Source organism: Psychrobacter sp. T6-6 (assembly GCF_052258185.1).
Taxonomy (GTDB): Bacteria; Pseudomonadota; Gammaproteobacteria; order Pseudomonadales; family Moraxellaceae; genus Psychrobacter.
Map to the genome: position 1 here is coordinate 624,335 of NZ_JBQQEX010000001.1, position 15,871 is coordinate 640,205.

The following is a 15,871-nucleotide window of genomic DNA, read 5'->3' on the forward strand; positions in this document are numbered from 1 at the left end:
CTAGCGTTAACTGCACTTGAAGTATTCAATATATATCTATACTAGACACCTGCACTTAGTTACCTTATACCTCTTCCACTTGTATCTCATCTAAATGACGTCAACCATCGTAAGATAGCTCACTTTAATTGCTCGAGTGATTATATCTTAATAATGTACTCTGAAATCCCCGGTTTTCACTAGAAAATGTATTGCGTTTTTTGTCGATAACTGTGCTATTGCTATCAAACCAAACTGAGAAAAAAGTAGGAACAAACAGTGCGTTACAATACGCAACACCATACAACAATACAAACTGATGCATTTATACTGAGGTGACCTCGTTGGTATATGCTACTGATATGTTTCTATAAAGTGCCCTCGGCTCACAAGATATCTACACATAAATCAATATTTTATGTGACTTTTGTTTTTTTACCCATTAACATATCACCATCAAATAAAGATAAGCGAGTGTAATACTGAATGAAGAATCAATCGATATTATCTATAGCTTCTGTAATAGCAAAGACTGCCTCAAAAATCGGGCTTGCAGGACTGATAACGTCTGTTGCCATGCTGTCTCAAGCGTCTAATGCTGCAAACAATCCTGCGACCACTATTCCGTTAGATCTGTCTGGCATTAATATCACTAAGCATGAAATCGCTGTGATGCAGGTACTATCAGAGATCTGTCCATCAATGCTGAACGGTAAGCAAAAACAACGTTTTTATAAGTCATACACTGTACAACTGCACGAATTAATGCCAACTCTAGAAGATCCAAAAGCAGCCATTCAATATCTGTCAACGCAGCAAGACTACCGTCAGATATTACAAGGTATCCGTAGCTGGACAATGGGCTTCTCAAAGCAAGAAAACAAAGCTCTGTGCGAAGATTTAGCAGACGCTGAATATTAATAGAGTGTATTAGCAGATAAAATAACGGCGTTAATCATTAGCTATTAATTTTTAGCAGTCATTATAGAAGATAATGATATAGACTATATCGTGTGGTTTATATCATACAAAGCTTGCCGTAACGCCATTTATAAATCACAGATGGCACGGCAGGCTTTTTTGTGGTTATCACATTTATGACAAGCGCAAACCAGTTATACTTCAACAAAAGCAAGCACTTGATTAGTATTCATTTTTCTTTTTATTCTTGTCTTACTTTTTTGCATTTATCGATTCCCCATCGGTTGGCATTTTGCTAAGATAAGGCGTTAATTTTATGTCTATCGTGCCGTCGTCCCTATTTTTGTAGATACATGATTTTAGACATGATGTCTAAGGTATATTGCCTAAAATAATATATGAAAATTGGTACTGAGCATAAGCGATAGATACATTTGGTTCCATGATGCGGTGTAACGATATATGACAGTAAAGCGTGTGAAAAATCAGCTGGTACAGTTGGTAGTGGGTGTAAGTATCTCAATGAGTGCAGTGATGGCAAACGCAGCCATACAGCCGCCTGAGATGGATAATACCGCCTATGTATTGATGGATTATAATACTGGTGAGATTTTGGCTCAAAAGAATGCTAATGAAGCGCTACCGCCAGCGTCTCTAACCAAGATGATGACCAGTTACATCATTGAGCAGCGCCTAGCATCGGGTGACCTCAAAGAAGACGACCAAGTGCTCATGAGTCCAAATGCATGGTGCCGTGGTAGTAGCAGCCAGTCTTGTATGTATGTTCCAGTTAATAAGACAGCCAGCGTTATCGACATGCTACGCGGTATCATTATCCAATCAGGTAATGATGCTTCAAAAGCAATGGCTGAGCATATTGCTGGTAGCGAAACATCTTTTGCTATTTTGATGAATGAGCAAGCGCAGAAGATTGGTATGGAAAATACCAACTTCGTCAATGCAACCGGTATGCCTGATGAGGGTCATTTAGCATCAGCCTTAGATTTGTCTAAACTTGCCCGCGCTATTATCAAAAATAGTGGCGATTACTATAGTATTTATGCCGAAAAAGAGTTTACCTACAATGGCATCACCCAAGGTAACCGTAACGCTCTGCTCATCACTGACCCAACTGTTGATGGTCTAAAAACAGGTCATACGGATGCTGCAGGCTATTGCTTAGTGGCCTCTAGTAACCGCGACGGTATGCGTCTAATTTCTGTCATTATGGGCACTAAGAGCCAACAAGCGCGTGCGGATCAATCGCGTGAACTACTCAATTGGGGTTTTGGTCACTTCACCACAGTCACTAAAGCACCTGCTGGTCAGTTTGTCAGCAAAATTCCAGTATGGTTTGGGGAAGCGGATGAGATAGAGCTGGCTACTGGCGATAATTTACAGATCCTAACCAGCAAAACACAAAAAAATAAAATCACTACAGTAGTCGATATTCCTGAGAGTTTAGAAGCACCTATCAAAAAAGGTCAAGAAATCGGTAAGATGATGGCGGTTATTGATGGTAAAGCGGTGGCGTCCGTTCCTGTTATCGCGACCAGTGATATCGAACAGTCGGGATTCTTCAGCCGTACTTGGCAACATGTTGTACGCTGGGCAAAGAATCTTTTTTAAGCGTTACCCTATCTTTATAGAACGTAGTTTATCTTTATAGGACATACTTTATTCTTTTAGAAGTTGCTCTCTTTATAGACAACAACATAAATAATAACGCTAACAACGTATGAATCAGTAAAGACCCCTTAACAAAAAGACGCCTCAACATTGGGCGTCTTTTTTTGTACTAGAAAACGTTTGCTTAATCGCTAGCAAACATAGTAGCGGTAGGAAACTCTATACGAGTATTATTGCTGGTCAATCATATCTAGCGTACTACCGACCACACCATACGAATTTGACAGAGCCAATCACCAATCATGTATTGAGCTGTCGCATTACGTCCATACCAACCAGCGCTTTAATAAATCGCTCAGTGCCTTGTCTTTATAGTTGGAACGATGGCAGTAGTCAATACCAGCTGCTTTTAGTCCGTATTCAAAACTGTCAACATAGCGCGCTCGGTGCGGTGGATACCAATATACCAATAGAGTGCGCTGCGTACCCTCTTCACTTTCGTACTGACGAATACTCTTGGCTAGCAGCTCAGCTTTCTCTACAAATACATCCTCAGCAAACATCACCATATCAACTTTTTGGGTTCTAACCTCATTTATCACCTGCTGCGGACACTGGTGACAAATAATAGTAGCTCCTAGATACTCCAGCTCACTTAATAGAGCACCTGCCTCCTGATAATAGTAATAAACAATGGTCAGTCCAGATAAAAGGCGCTGCTGACGGGACTGCTGCTGGTTTGGCATTGCTACAGTAAGCGTAAACTCAGTGCCTGAGCCCAATGTACTATCAACTTCGATTGTAGCGCCCATAAGCTGCGCTATTTGCTTCACAACAGGCAAACCTATACCTGAGCCTTCATATTGACGTGTTTGTGATGAGTCCACCTGAAAAAACGGATTGAAGATATCTTCAATATGATCACTATCAATACCGATACCGGTATCTTTTACGCTGATTTTCCAGCGATTGCTCTTATCAAAATGAGTCAATTGCGACGATATAGTGACCTGTCCGGTAGGGGTAAACTTGATAGCGTTATTGAGCAGGATCGATAGTATCTGTTGAATTTTGGCCGAATCCCCATGCAAGCTATAGTCTATGTGATGGATATTGCTAATAAGCTCTAAGCCTTTTTGACTGGTAATAGGCTCAAATTTCACTAATAGATCAGAGATTAATTGTAGCGGGTTAAATTCATTGGTATGAATTCTTATTTGACCCTTTTGTATCTGATTGAGCTGAATAATATGGTCGAGCGATAAGACCAATTTATCACTCCCATCACTGATGATTTCAACAGCATCTTTCTGCTCTCTGGTTAGACTCTCATAATCCAACAACTGCAGGCCACCCACAATCGCATTGAGCGATGTTTTTAGCTCATGGGTGATCATGCTCTGAAAATTATGCAGCTGTACATCAAGCGAGACATCCTTGTTATGTAGCTGCTGCTCAAAAGCCGCTAATGTCTCATACCCTATTTTAGCCTCTTGTAGTCGACCAAATAGTATGACTAATGCTTTTTTTATTTGCGTAAGCTCTTGGAAATTGAAGCGCTGCGGGATGATCGGTAGCTGCTCTAACTCCGAGTTTTTTGTGATGGTTTGGCAGATATCTGTCAATGCTTCGATATCTTTGACAGGCCAGTTAAGCTTTCTAAAGATATATAAAGCAAATATAACAATCAGTACGACGGTTGTGAGCCATAACCATAAGACACTTTGGAACCAGTGCAGCCGTAGCAACTTTACGTCCATTGTAATGTTGATATAGCCAATCAGCGCACTGTTTTTGGCAGAGTCATCAGTCAACTGACTCGTACTTGGCGCGTTCGCCATACTTTCTGACAAAGTGCTGGCTATTTGTCGGTCAGATGCTGCATTATCAGCACCTGCCTCATTGTCATCTTCATACTTACTCACGACTGGATAATTAAAGCTGACAGTATCGGCAAATAAAGCATTTCGCCAGTCATCAAGGGACTGGTTCACATCGCTGATCGGTTTAGAGGTTGAATAGAAGACAATACTTTGAATCGTAGGTTCGTTTTCTAGCAAAACATTGACTTGATCAGCCACAATATCTGCACCATCTGCTGTCGATGCACTAGTCGTCAATAGCGAAGCCAACTGCTGGATATGCTGCTGCTTTTCTTGGTAATGATGCACCAACCCATAACTAAAAGGCAGCACAAATCCTGCTAGCACGGCCAAAGTTACGGCCTGCCCAACAGAGCGCCAGATAAGCATAGAAATGGTTTGAGACGAACGGTTGTTCATATCACTCTACTGAGTAAAGAAAACTTTTACTTATAGTACAGGTATTTGGAAGATGTTATAAGCGAAAGATTGAGGTAATTTATGACTGCGTTGACCGGACGGATGCAGCACCATTGCTAAATAATGCTTGATACTCATTTTACCATGTATAGTGACACGGTAAAATGAGTAACTGTTAGACAACGCAATGAATCAAACAGAAGAGTTAGATAAAAAGTTACTAACGAGACTTTTTGTCTTTTGTGGTGAATTTCTTTGCACGATTACGCTCACGTTGGCGCAACTGCTGTGTTTTTGCCTTGGTTGGCGTATCGCTTTTATTAGCATATGGGTTGTCATTTTGCTTGAAAATAACATTGAGCGGTGTGCCTTCAAGTTTGAACACCTGACGGAACTGGTTCTCTAAATAACGCTGATAGCTCTTAGGGAGTGCACTTGTCTGGTTACCATGAATAACGATAACTGGTGGATTGTGACCACCAATATGTGCATAGCGCAACTTGATACGACGACCAGCAACAGTTGGTGGCGGATTGGCCGTAACCGCATCTTGTAAGATTTGCGTCAAGCGATTGGTTGACACTTCAAACATTGAAGACTTATACGCACGCAAAATAGAGGGGTATAGATTGCCAACGCCAGTACCATGAAGCGCTGATATTAAATGCACTTTTACGTAGGGAATAAAGTTAAAACGACGATCCATCTCAAGCTTGATATAATCTCTTTGATCTGGCGTCAGGCCGTCCCATTTATTGATCGCTACTACCAAAGCGCGACCGGCATCCAAGGCATAACCAATCATGTGTAAGTCTTGGTCAACGATACCTTCGTGCGCATCAATCACAATCACAGTCACGTTAGAGTCTTCGATTGCTTGCAACGTCTTGATGACGGAGAACTTCTCTACTTTTTCATCAATTTTACCGCGGCGACGCACACCAGCAGTATCAATCAATACGTAGTCTCTGCCTTCGCGCTGATAAGGGATGTAAATACTGTCACGTGTGGTACCTGGCATATCGTACACCACTACTCGGTCTTCACCCAGCAAACGGTTCACTAGGGTTGATTTACCGACGTTTGGACGACCGATAATCGCAAGCTTTAAGCCTCTTGGCTCTACAATGTTTTCTTGCTCAGGCATATCAGCCGTTAAGATTTCGAGTAAGTTACCCACACCGCGACCATGACTGGCGGCCATCGGGTACGGCTCACCCAATCCTAATGCATAGAACTCGGCAGGCGCGGCGTCATGAACACCATCAACTTTGTTGGCAACGACATAAACAGGCTTGCCTAACGTGTGCAAAAACTTGCCAATTTCGGCATCAGCGCCAATCATACCAGCACGGGCATCAACAACGAATACAATAATATCTGCTTCATGAATCGCAGTATGCGACTGCTCAGACATATAGTCGTCAATATTACCGCTACCATCGTCCGCTTCACCGATACCACCAGTATCCACAACGATGAAGGATTTGTCTTCATAGGTCGCATCACCGTATTGACGGTCACGAGTCAATCCTGACAAATCAGCGACCAATGCCTGCCGACTTTTTGTGAACTGATTAAATAAGGTAGATTTACCGACGTTTGGACGACCAATTAAGGCGACCACAGGCTTGATACTCATGGATTACTCTCAGTGAAAGGCACAATGACGGACAGTACAGCTGTTCTTATAACCAGCAACATAACGGTAGCAGCGAATAGGCTGTACTTAACCGCAAATTAAAATAAATAATAAAACAATAGCAAAAATAGTAGATAGCTATCTGACAATCAAAAATAATCGTAGATTTAAAAAATATCTGGAATGACTAAACCATATACAGTAGATATGGTTAGCGCATCGGTCGCATAGAGTACGCGAAAGCCTGTCTATAAACAAGCAATTTACACAAAGCACTAAACGCTGACCAAGCAGCGTTTGTGTTCTAAAATAATAATAACTCAGTTGACTGACTAACGCACCAGCTGCCAAATAGCCACTTGCCCTGAGGTACTTTGAGTCATTAGACGGCTGCCCTGTACTTGCAGGTTGGTCAGTGCGCCTTTTGTCTCCACGCGACTAACGATATCGCCAGTCGCAGGATCAAATAAATGCACCACACCATCGAAATCACCAACTGCGATATAATTACCGATCATGACAGGGTTGGTTAGATCGCGATACGCCAGCGCTTTACTTTCCCATAACGTCTCGCCACTATTGCGATCATAAGCAACCACGCTACCATCCAAGCCAGTCGCAATAACTTGCTGAGCATTCACAGCAAGCGATTTAAGACTCGCAATCTCATTGACAAACATCACTTGGCGAGAGGCCAAATCAATACCTAAGAGCTGGCCGCTATAACTGATGGCAAACATCTGCTGCTTATCTACAATCGGCGTGCCATCGACATCGCTCATGCGCTCAACTTCACTACTACCAGAACCGATACCGACACGTCTTGACCACTGCGGCAAGCCATTATCAACGGTGATCGCATGCAGGCGTCCATCAGCAGTAGACAACAATGCTGTTTCATTATCTAACAACGTCGGTGCTGCACTACCGCGAACGCTAATGGCTGGTACTTGGGTCGCAAACTGCCATACTGATTGACCGGTCTGTAGTGATAAGCCATGCAAGAAACCATCATTTGCTGATAGCACCACACGATTATTACTGATCAATGCAGGAGACAAGACCGACCCTGATAACTGTTGCTGCCAGCGCTTGGCACCCGTAGCACTATCAAATGCCATAATTTGACCACTGCGAGTACTGATAACAGCAGTTTGACTGAGCGCGTCTAAAGCAACGCCGCCTGTGATTTGATCACCAACGTTTATTGACCACAAGCGCTCACCTGCTTGATTAAAACCTATTAAGTCGCCACCGCGTGAGGCAGTAACGACTTGCCCATTGGCATAACCAATCTGCAAATCTAGTGGATCTTTTTTACTGGCTTTTTTATTGCCCACGTCAGTGCTAAATACTGGCTGTAGCACGCTGATTGGCTGTGCAATTTGTACTAACTTTACTGGGTCATTGACCACGGGCTTAATACCGCGAGTACACCCTATCACTGCAGTGCTCATCACAGCAAGTACTGCTACATGCATGACTGTCTTTTTGACAGTCTTAGTACTGAACCTGGTACTTAACATTTTGCTTGCGCGAATAGATTGGGTCATTATACGTTCTCACTACAGATGAATTATTATTAATTAGTACATTGGCTAACCGCACATTAGTAATCTTATTTAAAAATTTTTTGAGCGACTACTAACTATTATTTAAGCGACTACTATTAGTGTTATCGTTCAATACAATCCTACTTACTGTACCGTCTCAACGGCCACACTTTCTGAGCTATCAACCACTAATGGCTGTTCAGGAGTCGCTGACTCTTGAACAAGACTCGCTTGCTCTGCAATAGGCTCAGGCGTGATACCTAGACTTTCCATTTTTAATGCCAATACTGCACGCGTTTCTTGACGGCTACGTAACAGCTCCCAAGCATTATTGTAAGATTTAATCGCTGAGTCTTTGTTGTCTTGAACCAAATAAATATCACCTAGTAATTCTTGCTGACTGGCTTCAAACGAGCTTGGCATATCGTTATTGGCTTCTGATAAAGCTGCATCTGCGTCCCCAGTAGCCAGTAATGTCTTGGCATAACGCAGACGAGTAATTGCCTCTAACCCCGCATCCCCCAAGTCAATTGCGAGTGCTTGCTTGAGCGTCTCAGCTGCTGCAGTGAAGTCATCGCTATCTACTTGCTGGCGAGCCTTAATCATTAGTGCTTGCCAGGCATAAACTGAGTCGCCATGGGTGCTTACTAATGCATCAATATTCTCGTCTAATTGTGTACGGCTCTGTGCCAGAGCTTCTTGCGCTTGTGCTTCTAGATCTGGGTTCTGCGATGCGATGCTGACCTCTTCATTCAATCGCTGGATATCTGCGTATTGATCGGCGGCGACCGTATCTACGCGCGCATGGTTATTCTGCCAGTATGTCCAGCCAAAATAAGCGGCCAGCGCCAACAAAATCGCAGTGACGATATAACTGCCATACTGCTTTAGTGCTTGCATGGAGTTGTCTGCATTCGGCGAGTTGGGGGTCAGAGCCATATATATTTACCTGATAAAATGTACATTAATTTACTGATACCAAAATCAAAACGACAGTATGACAAGATGATTAGCCGCGAGAAAAGTTGTCTTTGCTCGATAACCAGTCTTGTACGACCGTTTGCTGCTCACCTGTCTGCATATCTTTAACACTGATTGTATTATCATCTAGCTCTTGCTGCGCAATAATGACCGTCAATGCAGCACCTGACTTATCTGCTTTTTTCATTTGCGCTTTTAAGCTCGTGGCACTTGCCATTTTTACACGTACATCTGGGCGACTGTAGCGTAAACGTTGTGCATAATCAACACCAGCACCATAAACCTCTGGGTGAGCGACAACGAACACATCACAAGCAGGTACATCAGCAAGTGGTGCAACCGCTTCCATAAGTAATAACAAGCGCTCAAGCCCCATCGCAAAACCAACGCCTGGTTCAGATTTTGCCGGCTTGCTACCATCAGTGCCCGTAGACTTTAACTGTCCGATCAGACCGTCATAACGACCACCAGCACAAACTGTCGCTTGGCTACCTAACTTGTCCGTTACCCACTCAAAGACCGTTTTATTATAGTAATCAAGCCCGCGTACCAGATGTGGGTTAATTTCAAAATTGATGCCAAGTGTTGTTAAGTATGATTGAACTTGCTCAAAGTGCGCTTTACTCTCTGTACCCAAGAATTCTGCCAGCTTTGGCGCGTCTGCCAACAGTGCTTGTGTACTCGCCTCTTTACTATCTAGGATTCGTAGCGGATTGGTCGTCAAACGGCGCTGACTGTCTTCATCCAACTGATCTTTTTTGTCAGTTAAATAAGCGACCAATGCTTCGCGATAAGCATAACGCTCATCACTCTCACCTAAGCTATTAAGCTGCAAATGCATCTCATCTTTTAGACCCAACTCTTGCCACATTAGATGGGTCATCGCAATCAGTTCAGCGTCAGCGTCTGGTAACGCACTACCAAAGCTTTCGACACCCAACTGATGAAACTGACGATAGCGACCTTTTTGCGGACGCTCATAGCGAAACATTGGACCGATGTACCAAAGCTTAGGAGTATCACCGCGCAGTAGGTTATGCTCAATGACAGCGCGTACTGCGCCTGCCGTACCTTCAGGACGTAGCGTCAAAGGCGTGGGCGGCTCAGACTTATCCGTAAAGCTATACATCTCTTTTTCGACGATATCAGTAGCGCCGCCAATGGCACGTGCAAACAGATCAGTCTGCTCAACGATAGGCAGGCGGATATGCTCGTAACCATATCTACCAAGCACATCAGCCAATATTGCTTCTAGATGTAGCCATTTTGCTGATTGATCAGGCAAAATATCATTGAACCCTTTAATAGCTTTGATCATGGTACAGTCGTATCCTTAAAAATTTAACAGGTATATCTATTGTTGTTATCTATCTAAATGTTCATTGTGTTTTAAATTAACTGCTTGACGTTGTGTATCAGTTTGACACATGTATCAACACACTGGCCTATCTTACGCGAATGATTTCGTTTTCGCGCTTTTTTGCCAAGTCTTCTGCGTGAGCACGAACCATGCTTTCTATTTCATCGACCAAATTGTCGGTATCGATAAGATGGCTTTTTTCGCCCATACGATATACTAGCGATCTTGGTGCGGCACCAACAATACCGATATCTGCCTCTTTGGCTTCTCCTGGACCGTTTACCTTGCAACCAATGACGGATAAATCCATCGGTTCACGGATATCTTCTAAACGCGACTCTAACGCTGTCATCACTCTGATCACATCAAACTCTTGACGCGAGCAACTTGGGCAAGCAATAAAGTTGACGCCATTTGAGCGGATATTCAGCGATTTTAAGATATCAAAACCAATCTTAATCTCTTCTTCAGGCTCGGCAGCTAAAGAGATGCGAATGGTATCACCAATACCGTCTAACAAGAGACCACCAAGGGCAATTGCAGACTTCACCGCACCAGTACGATATACCCCCGCTTCGGTTACCCCAAGATGAAGTGGATTATCAATTTGTGCTGATATCAGACGATAAGCATCCAATGTCAAAAACACATTACTGGCTTTGACAGATACTTTGTACTGATCAAAGTTAAGGCGCTCTAAAATATCGATATGGCGCATCGCTGACTCAAGCATCGCCTCCCCAGTTGGCTCAGTATATTTACGCTGAATGTCTTTCTCTAAAGAGCCTGCATTGACGCCGATACGGATAGGGATATTATGATGTTTAGCACAAGCAACCACTTCACGCACCTTGGCATCGCTACCGATGTTACCAGGGTTGATACGTAAGCAATCAGCGCCTGCTTCAGCAACTGCTAGGGCGATTTTATGATCGAAATGTACGTCTGCAATGAGAGGCACACTCACAAGTTTACGAATCTCGCCAAAGGCTTTTACGGTATCCATCGTTGGCGTTGACACCCGCATTAGATCAGCACCAGCTTCAACACAGCGCTCGATTTGGGCAACCGTTGCAGCCACATCACAGGTGTCAGTATTGGTCATGCTCTGCACACTGATTGGCGCATCACCACCAATTGCAACATCACCCACATAGATTTGTTTGGTCAAACGACGGTTGATAGGCGATGGCATTGACATACATAAATCCTTGAATCAAAAATAAAAAAGCCACTGGCTTGTATATATAAACGAGCTTGCTCATGTGACCGCTTTAGCGAAAACAGGCAATCAAACCTTTCATCAATAATTAAGGCGTTAACTCAAAAGTCGCTTGCTTATCAGTTGCATAAGTCTCTAAAGCGACCGTTTCTTGGTTAAGCATCAAGCTGACATTATCGATATTATCGATTTGCACATCGAATGGTGGCATACCTGATAGATCATAGTCGCCAGCTGTCTGGGCGCCGCTAATCAGATTATTTCCGGAGGCATCAGTGATACTGACCACGGTATCATCGCTCAACTTAACATTCAAAAAAGCTGTACTAGCATTGGCATCACCCAAATTCAGCGCAGAACCAGAAGCGCCAACGCTACTGGCATCATTATCAATATTAATCGCGGCCCCCTGCGCTTGCTCTATGGCTGATACATCTTCCACAGCAGCGACAGGCTCTTGGTTATTTTCTTTACTCGCATTACTCACCATACGGAATAAAAATATCGCCAAAATAATGAGTCCAATCACACCGATGATCAATAGTGGATTGAAACGGATACGACTATGCGTATCACGCTGCAATGTTCCCATTGGTCGCAGTGGCGTATCCGTGTTATTTACTGACTTGGCTTTAAGCTCATTAGGATAGGCGGCATCGAAGCTACTTGCGATTTTGGCTGAATCTAGACCCAAGTATTTGGCATAGTTGATGGCAAAGCCACGAGCAAAGGCGGCTTGTGGTAGTTCAGAGAAGTTTTCGCTCTCTAATGCCTCTAGATGGCGTTTTAAAATAAATAACTCGGCGGCCGCCTCATCTAAACTGACTTGCTTAGTTTTTCGGGCTTGCTGCAACATGGCACCAAATGATCCCTGAGCGTTAGATTGAGTGTTTGATGATGGGGTGGTCATTTCCATGGTGCCTCTGGATTGTTAAGCCAAGTCTTAAGTTGTTTCGCTTCATCGCTCAGTGGATAAGCAGATAAAAGCTGCTGGGCCAATTGCTGGCGCGTTGTCGTGTTTTTTTGTGCTGCCGCAAGTTTGATACCTTGTAGGAGCAAGCGGGGGCTGATGCCCTGCCCTTGCACCAATAACAATGTCTCATCATATAACCTTTGAGCTTGCGGTACGCGCTGTTGTTCAAGCAACAAATCAACCAGTTCGATATGGGCGATGATGCTATTGCGGTTACCATCAAGCGCTCGCAAGAACGCTTTGGCAGCAGCGCTGTTGTCCCCCAGCTGAAGGTATGTGCGCCCTAGATTTTCTAATGCACCGATACGACCTTCATAGCCTAATGATGCGCCTGCAATCTCGAACTGCTCTGCCGCCTCGCGATAGCGCTTCGCCTGTGACAAGTAAACACCATAATTATTGTGGGCTTGCACAAAATCTTTGTCTAGCGCGATTGCTTTTTTGAAGTACTGATCGGCTTTTGCAAGATTGATTCGGCTGCCTTCTTGTTGCAACAAAACGCCCATCATATCATAGGCTGGCGCGTAACGGCTATCGGCAGCAAAGGCTTTTTCGAGCTGACGCTGCGCCGCATCCAGCTCATTCTTGCGGATATATTGCGCCGCCAGTGAGGTGCGCACACGTGCAGCTTCTTGTTGGTCTGAGTCGCGATCACCGCTTGCGCCCGTAGAGGTTTGATAGACTGTACCACCTGTCAGATCATTACTTGGCGTGCTCTGACAACCACTTAATAATGATCCTGCGAGCACAGCCACAAACAACATTTGTTTCGGTACATTCTTCGATACATTGACATGAGTCGTCATCGCACCTATCTGCTTATAACGTTTAAAAAATGGTTTGTTAGGTTCAAACTGACAAGAATTTTTAGAAGTCATCATAGCCGCCATCATAAAACTGTGGTTCAATGCATTTGATCATCGAGGCATCAGTTTAATAGATTTAACCCCTATAAGTACAATTTAGTTGTTGTTAATTGCTGTGTTCTTCATTCTCGAGCGTTATTGATACATTTTTGTTACCATTGCGACAGACAAATGACAGCTAAGCGCTTACGTTTGGCACTTCTATGACTTGTATCAACCGTTTTCACGATCTTTGATACTTTGCTGCCATGCAGCCGAACGTCTGGTACGATCAGCCACTTGTCCAACCAACTGACCACAAGCTGCATCGATGTCATCACCACGTGTCTGGCGAATAGTACAGACAAATCCAGCTTCGCTAAGTATATTACTAAATGTATGGATACGGTTGTTGCTCGACTTATCGTACGGCGCGTGTGGGAACGGATTGAACGGAATAAGATTGATCTTACTTGGTAGACCGTCCAATAGTGCGACCAACTGGTGAGCATGCTCATTGCTATCATTGACCCCATCAAGCATCACATACTCAATAGTGACGTGCTTTTTGTGACGCGGGTTCACATCATAGACGTAGTTTTTTGCAGCGGCAATCAGCTCATCTAGTGGGTATTTTTTATTGATTGGTACCAGCTCATTACGTAGCTCATCGTTTGGCGCGTGCAATGAGATCGCCAATGCCACATCAATATCTTGAGCAAGTTGATACATTTTGGGGACGACACCTGACGTTGATAATGTCACACGGCGCTTCGATAATCCGTAAGCATGATCGCTAAGCATCAACTCCATTGAACCAACCACTGGTTTATAGTTTAATAACGGCTCACCCATACCCATCATGACGACATTGGTGACGTTATTTTCCCATAGGCTATGATCGACGTTTTCTAGGCTTTCGTTTTCGTCAGTCATATATGAGGCATTGGCAACCCATAGCTGTCCAATGATCTCAGCGGCACTCAAGTCACGCTCAAACCCCTGCTTACCCGTACTACAAAAACTACAGTCAAGTGCGCAGCCGACTTGTGAAGACACACACAACGTTTTACGGCCATTTAGCTTACTGTCATCTGCTGGGATCAATACAGTCTCAACCAATGAGCCGCCCGTCACTTCAAACACCCACTTACGTGTACCATCATCGCTGTATTGACGATGTATAACCTTTGGCGGTACCACACAAGCATTAAGTGACAACTTATCGCGCAACGATTTACTCAAATTGGTCATTTGCTCGAAGTCGGTAACCCCATGCTGATAGATCCATTTAACAACCTGAGTAGCACGAAATGGTTTTTCGCCAATACTTTTGAAGTAATCAGCCAGCTGCGCTTGGGTCATGCCGAGTAGGTTGGTTTTGGCATGGGCCTCGTCTACTAATTTGATGCTATCAGTAAGCTTGGCAGGTATATGCTGGGTTGGTGCTTGAACAGTTGACATAATAGGTAACCTTTTTGCATCAGTCTAATAAGCGATGCAATTATTGATATGAGCGTTGCCGTACACACGTATGGCTTGAATGCATGAGCAATCCGTTATGAGCGTCGTTTTTATTAAGTCATTAAGTGACTCACAATATCAAAGTATATCGACTAAAAACATGCTGATAAGGGATTGATAACGCTAATTAAAACTAATAATGAGGGACTCTTCAGATAATTTCAATCTAGATTGCTTTATTATAATCTAAGTTGCCCATCAGCAAATAGCTAAAACGGCCTATACCCATAAGATATAAGCCGTCCTGCAAAACCAATTATTAACACTCACTATGCTACAGAGTAGCTGATATCAATAACTGCTGCTATTAACGCGTACGTGCACAAACTTCATCATCGCTGAAGAAGTAGCTGATTTCACGTGCTGCTGATTCAGCTGAGTCTGAACCATGTACTGCGTTTTCATCGATGCTGCTAGCGAAGTCAGCACGGATAGTGCCTTCAGCCGCTTCTTTTGGGTTAGTAGCGCCCATGATTTCACGGTGCTGAGCGATAGCATTTTCGCCTTCTAGTACTGATACCAATACTGGACCTGACATCATAAATGACTTTAGGTCATTATAAAATGGACGCTCAGCGTGCTCAGCGTAGAAGCCACCTGCTTTCTCGTCATCAAGTTGTAGCATTTTAGCTGCAACGATTTTTAGACCAGCTTGTTCAAAACGGCTGTAGATAGCGCCGATGTGGTTGCCAGCAACTGCGTCAGGTTTGATGATAGATAAAGTACGTTCGTTAGCCATGAAAAGCTCCTAATAAATGATAAATTCGATAAAAAATGAAAGGGTTAATGCTTTGTTTTATCTTTAGCCGCCATATTGACCTCAGCTGAATTAACTAACTCATGGTCAGTCAAATCTAATACCTGAGTGCCAACATAGGATTGCTGCCTATTATAATGATTAAGACTATAAATGATAGGGTTAATTTATGACCGCACCTTGCAAAAAAGTAAATGTATTAT

The 15,871-nt window shown here is 43.5% G+C and carries 12 protein-coding genes; 2 read left to right on the top strand and 10 right to left on the bottom strand.

Annotated elements, in window-relative coordinates:
- Positions 1–465: 465 nt before the first annotated feature.
- Together ACTXGL_RS02705 and ACTXGL_RS02710 are read left to right on the top strand one after the other, a co-directional pair.
- Positions 466–900, top strand: coding sequence for an MCR_0457 family protein (locus ACTXGL_RS02705; RefSeq protein ID WP_443524695.1), 435 nt, complete (start codon positions 466–468; stop codon positions 898–900).
- 462 nt (positions 901–1,362) lie between these two features.
- Entirely contained in the window at positions 1,363–2,529 is a 1,167-nt protein-coding gene (locus tag ACTXGL_RS02710; RefSeq protein ID WP_319049978.1) for a D-alanyl-D-alanine carboxypeptidase family protein, read from the top strand.
- A 320-nt stretch (positions 2,530–2,849) separates the two neighbouring features.
- On the opposite strand, the gene ACTXGL_RS02715 is transcribed toward ACTXGL_RS02710, so the two are convergent.
- The 10 genes from ACTXGL_RS02715 to ndk all read right to left on the bottom strand — a co-directional run bounded on the left by ACTXGL_RS02715 (position 2,850) and on the right by ndk (position 15,650).
- The gene (locus ACTXGL_RS02715; RefSeq protein WP_443524696.1) at positions 2,850–4,811 is read right to left on the bottom strand and encodes a sensor histidine kinase; all 1,962 of its coding nucleotides are present in this window, start codon (positions 4,809–4,811) and stop codon (positions 2,850–2,852) included.
- Between the two features lie 220 nt (positions 4,812–5,031).
- Complete coding sequence (gene der / locus ACTXGL_RS02720) at positions 5,032–6,453, bottom strand: ribosome biogenesis GTPase Der (protein ID WP_319049976.1); 1,422 nt, start codon at positions 6,451–6,453, stop codon at positions 5,032–5,034.
- 332 nt (positions 6,454–6,785) lie between these two features.
- The gene (gene bamB / locus ACTXGL_RS02725; RefSeq protein WP_443524698.1) at positions 6,786–8,006 is read right to left on the bottom strand and encodes an outer membrane protein assembly factor BamB; all 1,221 of its coding nucleotides are present in this window, start codon (positions 8,004–8,006) and stop codon (positions 6,786–6,788) included.
- 144 nt (positions 8,007–8,150) lie between these two features.
- Entirely contained in the window at positions 8,151–8,945 is a 795-nt protein-coding gene (locus tag ACTXGL_RS02730; protein WP_443524700.1) for a YfgM family protein, read from the bottom strand.
- Between the two features lie 70 nt (positions 8,946–9,015).
- A complete protein-coding gene (gene hisS / locus ACTXGL_RS02735) occupies positions 9,016–10,305 on the bottom strand; it encodes a histidine--tRNA ligase (RefSeq protein WP_443524701.1) in 1,290 nt (429 codons plus the stop codon).
- Positions 10,306–10,432: 127 nt separating this feature from the next.
- A complete protein-coding gene (gene ispG / locus ACTXGL_RS02740; RefSeq protein WP_443524703.1) occupies positions 10,433–11,548 on the bottom strand; it encodes a flavodoxin-dependent (E)-4-hydroxy-3-methylbut-2-enyl-diphosphate synthase in 1,116 nt (371 codons plus the stop codon).
- Between the two features lie 109 nt (positions 11,549–11,657).
- Positions 11,658–12,479: a helix-turn-helix domain-containing protein gene (locus tag ACTXGL_RS02745; protein WP_443524842.1), complete on the bottom strand. Its 822-nt coding sequence runs from the start codon at positions 12,477–12,479 to the stop codon at positions 11,658–11,660.
- Positions 12,476–13,423 carry a type IV pilus biogenesis/stability protein PilW gene (gene pilW, locus ACTXGL_RS02750; RefSeq protein ID WP_443524704.1) on the bottom strand — a complete coding sequence of 316 codons (948 nt, stop codon included), beginning with the start codon at positions 13,421–13,423 and terminating at the stop codon, positions 12,476–12,478. Before pilW ends, ACTXGL_RS02745 begins: the two co-directional genes overlap by 4 nt.
- Positions 13,424–13,621: 198 nt before the next feature.
- Positions 13,622–14,851 (bottom strand): dual-specificity RNA methyltransferase RlmN, encoded by a 1,230-nt coding sequence (gene rlmN / locus ACTXGL_RS02755; protein WP_443524705.1) that lies wholly within the window; start codon positions 14,849–14,851, stop codon positions 13,622–13,624.
- A gap of 367 nt (positions 14,852–15,218) precedes the next feature.
- Positions 15,219–15,650, bottom strand: a complete 432-nt coding sequence (ndk, locus tag ACTXGL_RS02760) for a nucleoside-diphosphate kinase (protein WP_057759031.1) — start codon at positions 15,648–15,650, stop codon at positions 15,219–15,221.
- Positions 15,651–15,871: the final 221 nt, after the last annotated feature.

Bases quoted from the DNA above. Each gene is read 5' to 3' on its own strand.
- ACTXGL_RS02705 (WP_443524695.1), top strand. From the start codon at position 466: ATGAAGAATCAATCGATATTATCTATAGCTTCTGTAATAGCAAAGACT.
- ACTXGL_RS02710 (WP_319049978.1), top strand. From the start codon at position 1,363: ATGACAGTAAAGCGTGTGAAAAATCAGCTGGTACAGTTGGTAGTGGGT.
- ACTXGL_RS02715 (WP_443524696.1), bottom strand. From the start codon at position 4,811: ATGAACAACCGTTCGTCTCAAACCATTTCTATGCTTATCTGGCGCTCT.
- der (WP_319049976.1), bottom strand. From the start codon at position 6,453: ATGAGTATCAAGCCTGTGGTCGCCTTAATTGGTCGTCCAAACGTCGGT.
- bamB (WP_443524698.1), bottom strand. From the start codon at position 8,006: ATGACCCAATCTATTCGCGCAAGCAAAATGTTAAGTACCAGGTTCAGT.
- ACTXGL_RS02730 (WP_443524700.1), bottom strand. From the start codon at position 8,945: ATGGCTCTGACCCCCAACTCGCCGAATGCAGACAACTCCATGCAAGCA.
- hisS (WP_443524701.1), bottom strand. From the start codon at position 10,305: ATGATCAAAGCTATTAAAGGGTTCAATGATATTTTGCCTGATCAATCA.
- ispG (WP_443524703.1), bottom strand. From the start codon at position 11,548: ATGTCAATGCCATCGCCTATCAACCGTCGTTTGACCAAACAAATCTAT.
- ACTXGL_RS02745 (WP_443524842.1), bottom strand. From the start codon at position 12,479: ATGACCACCCCATCATCAAACACTCAATCTAACGCTCAGGGATCATTT.
- pilW (WP_443524704.1), bottom strand. From the start codon at position 13,423: ATGATGACTTCTAAAAATTCTTGTCAGTTTGAACCTAACAAACCATTT.
- rlmN (WP_443524705.1), bottom strand. From the start codon at position 14,851: ATGTCAACTGTTCAAGCACCAACCCAGCATATACCTGCCAAGCTTACT.
- ndk (WP_057759031.1), bottom strand. From the start codon at position 15,650: ATGGCTAACGAACGTACTTTATCTATCATCAAACCTGACGCAGTTGCT.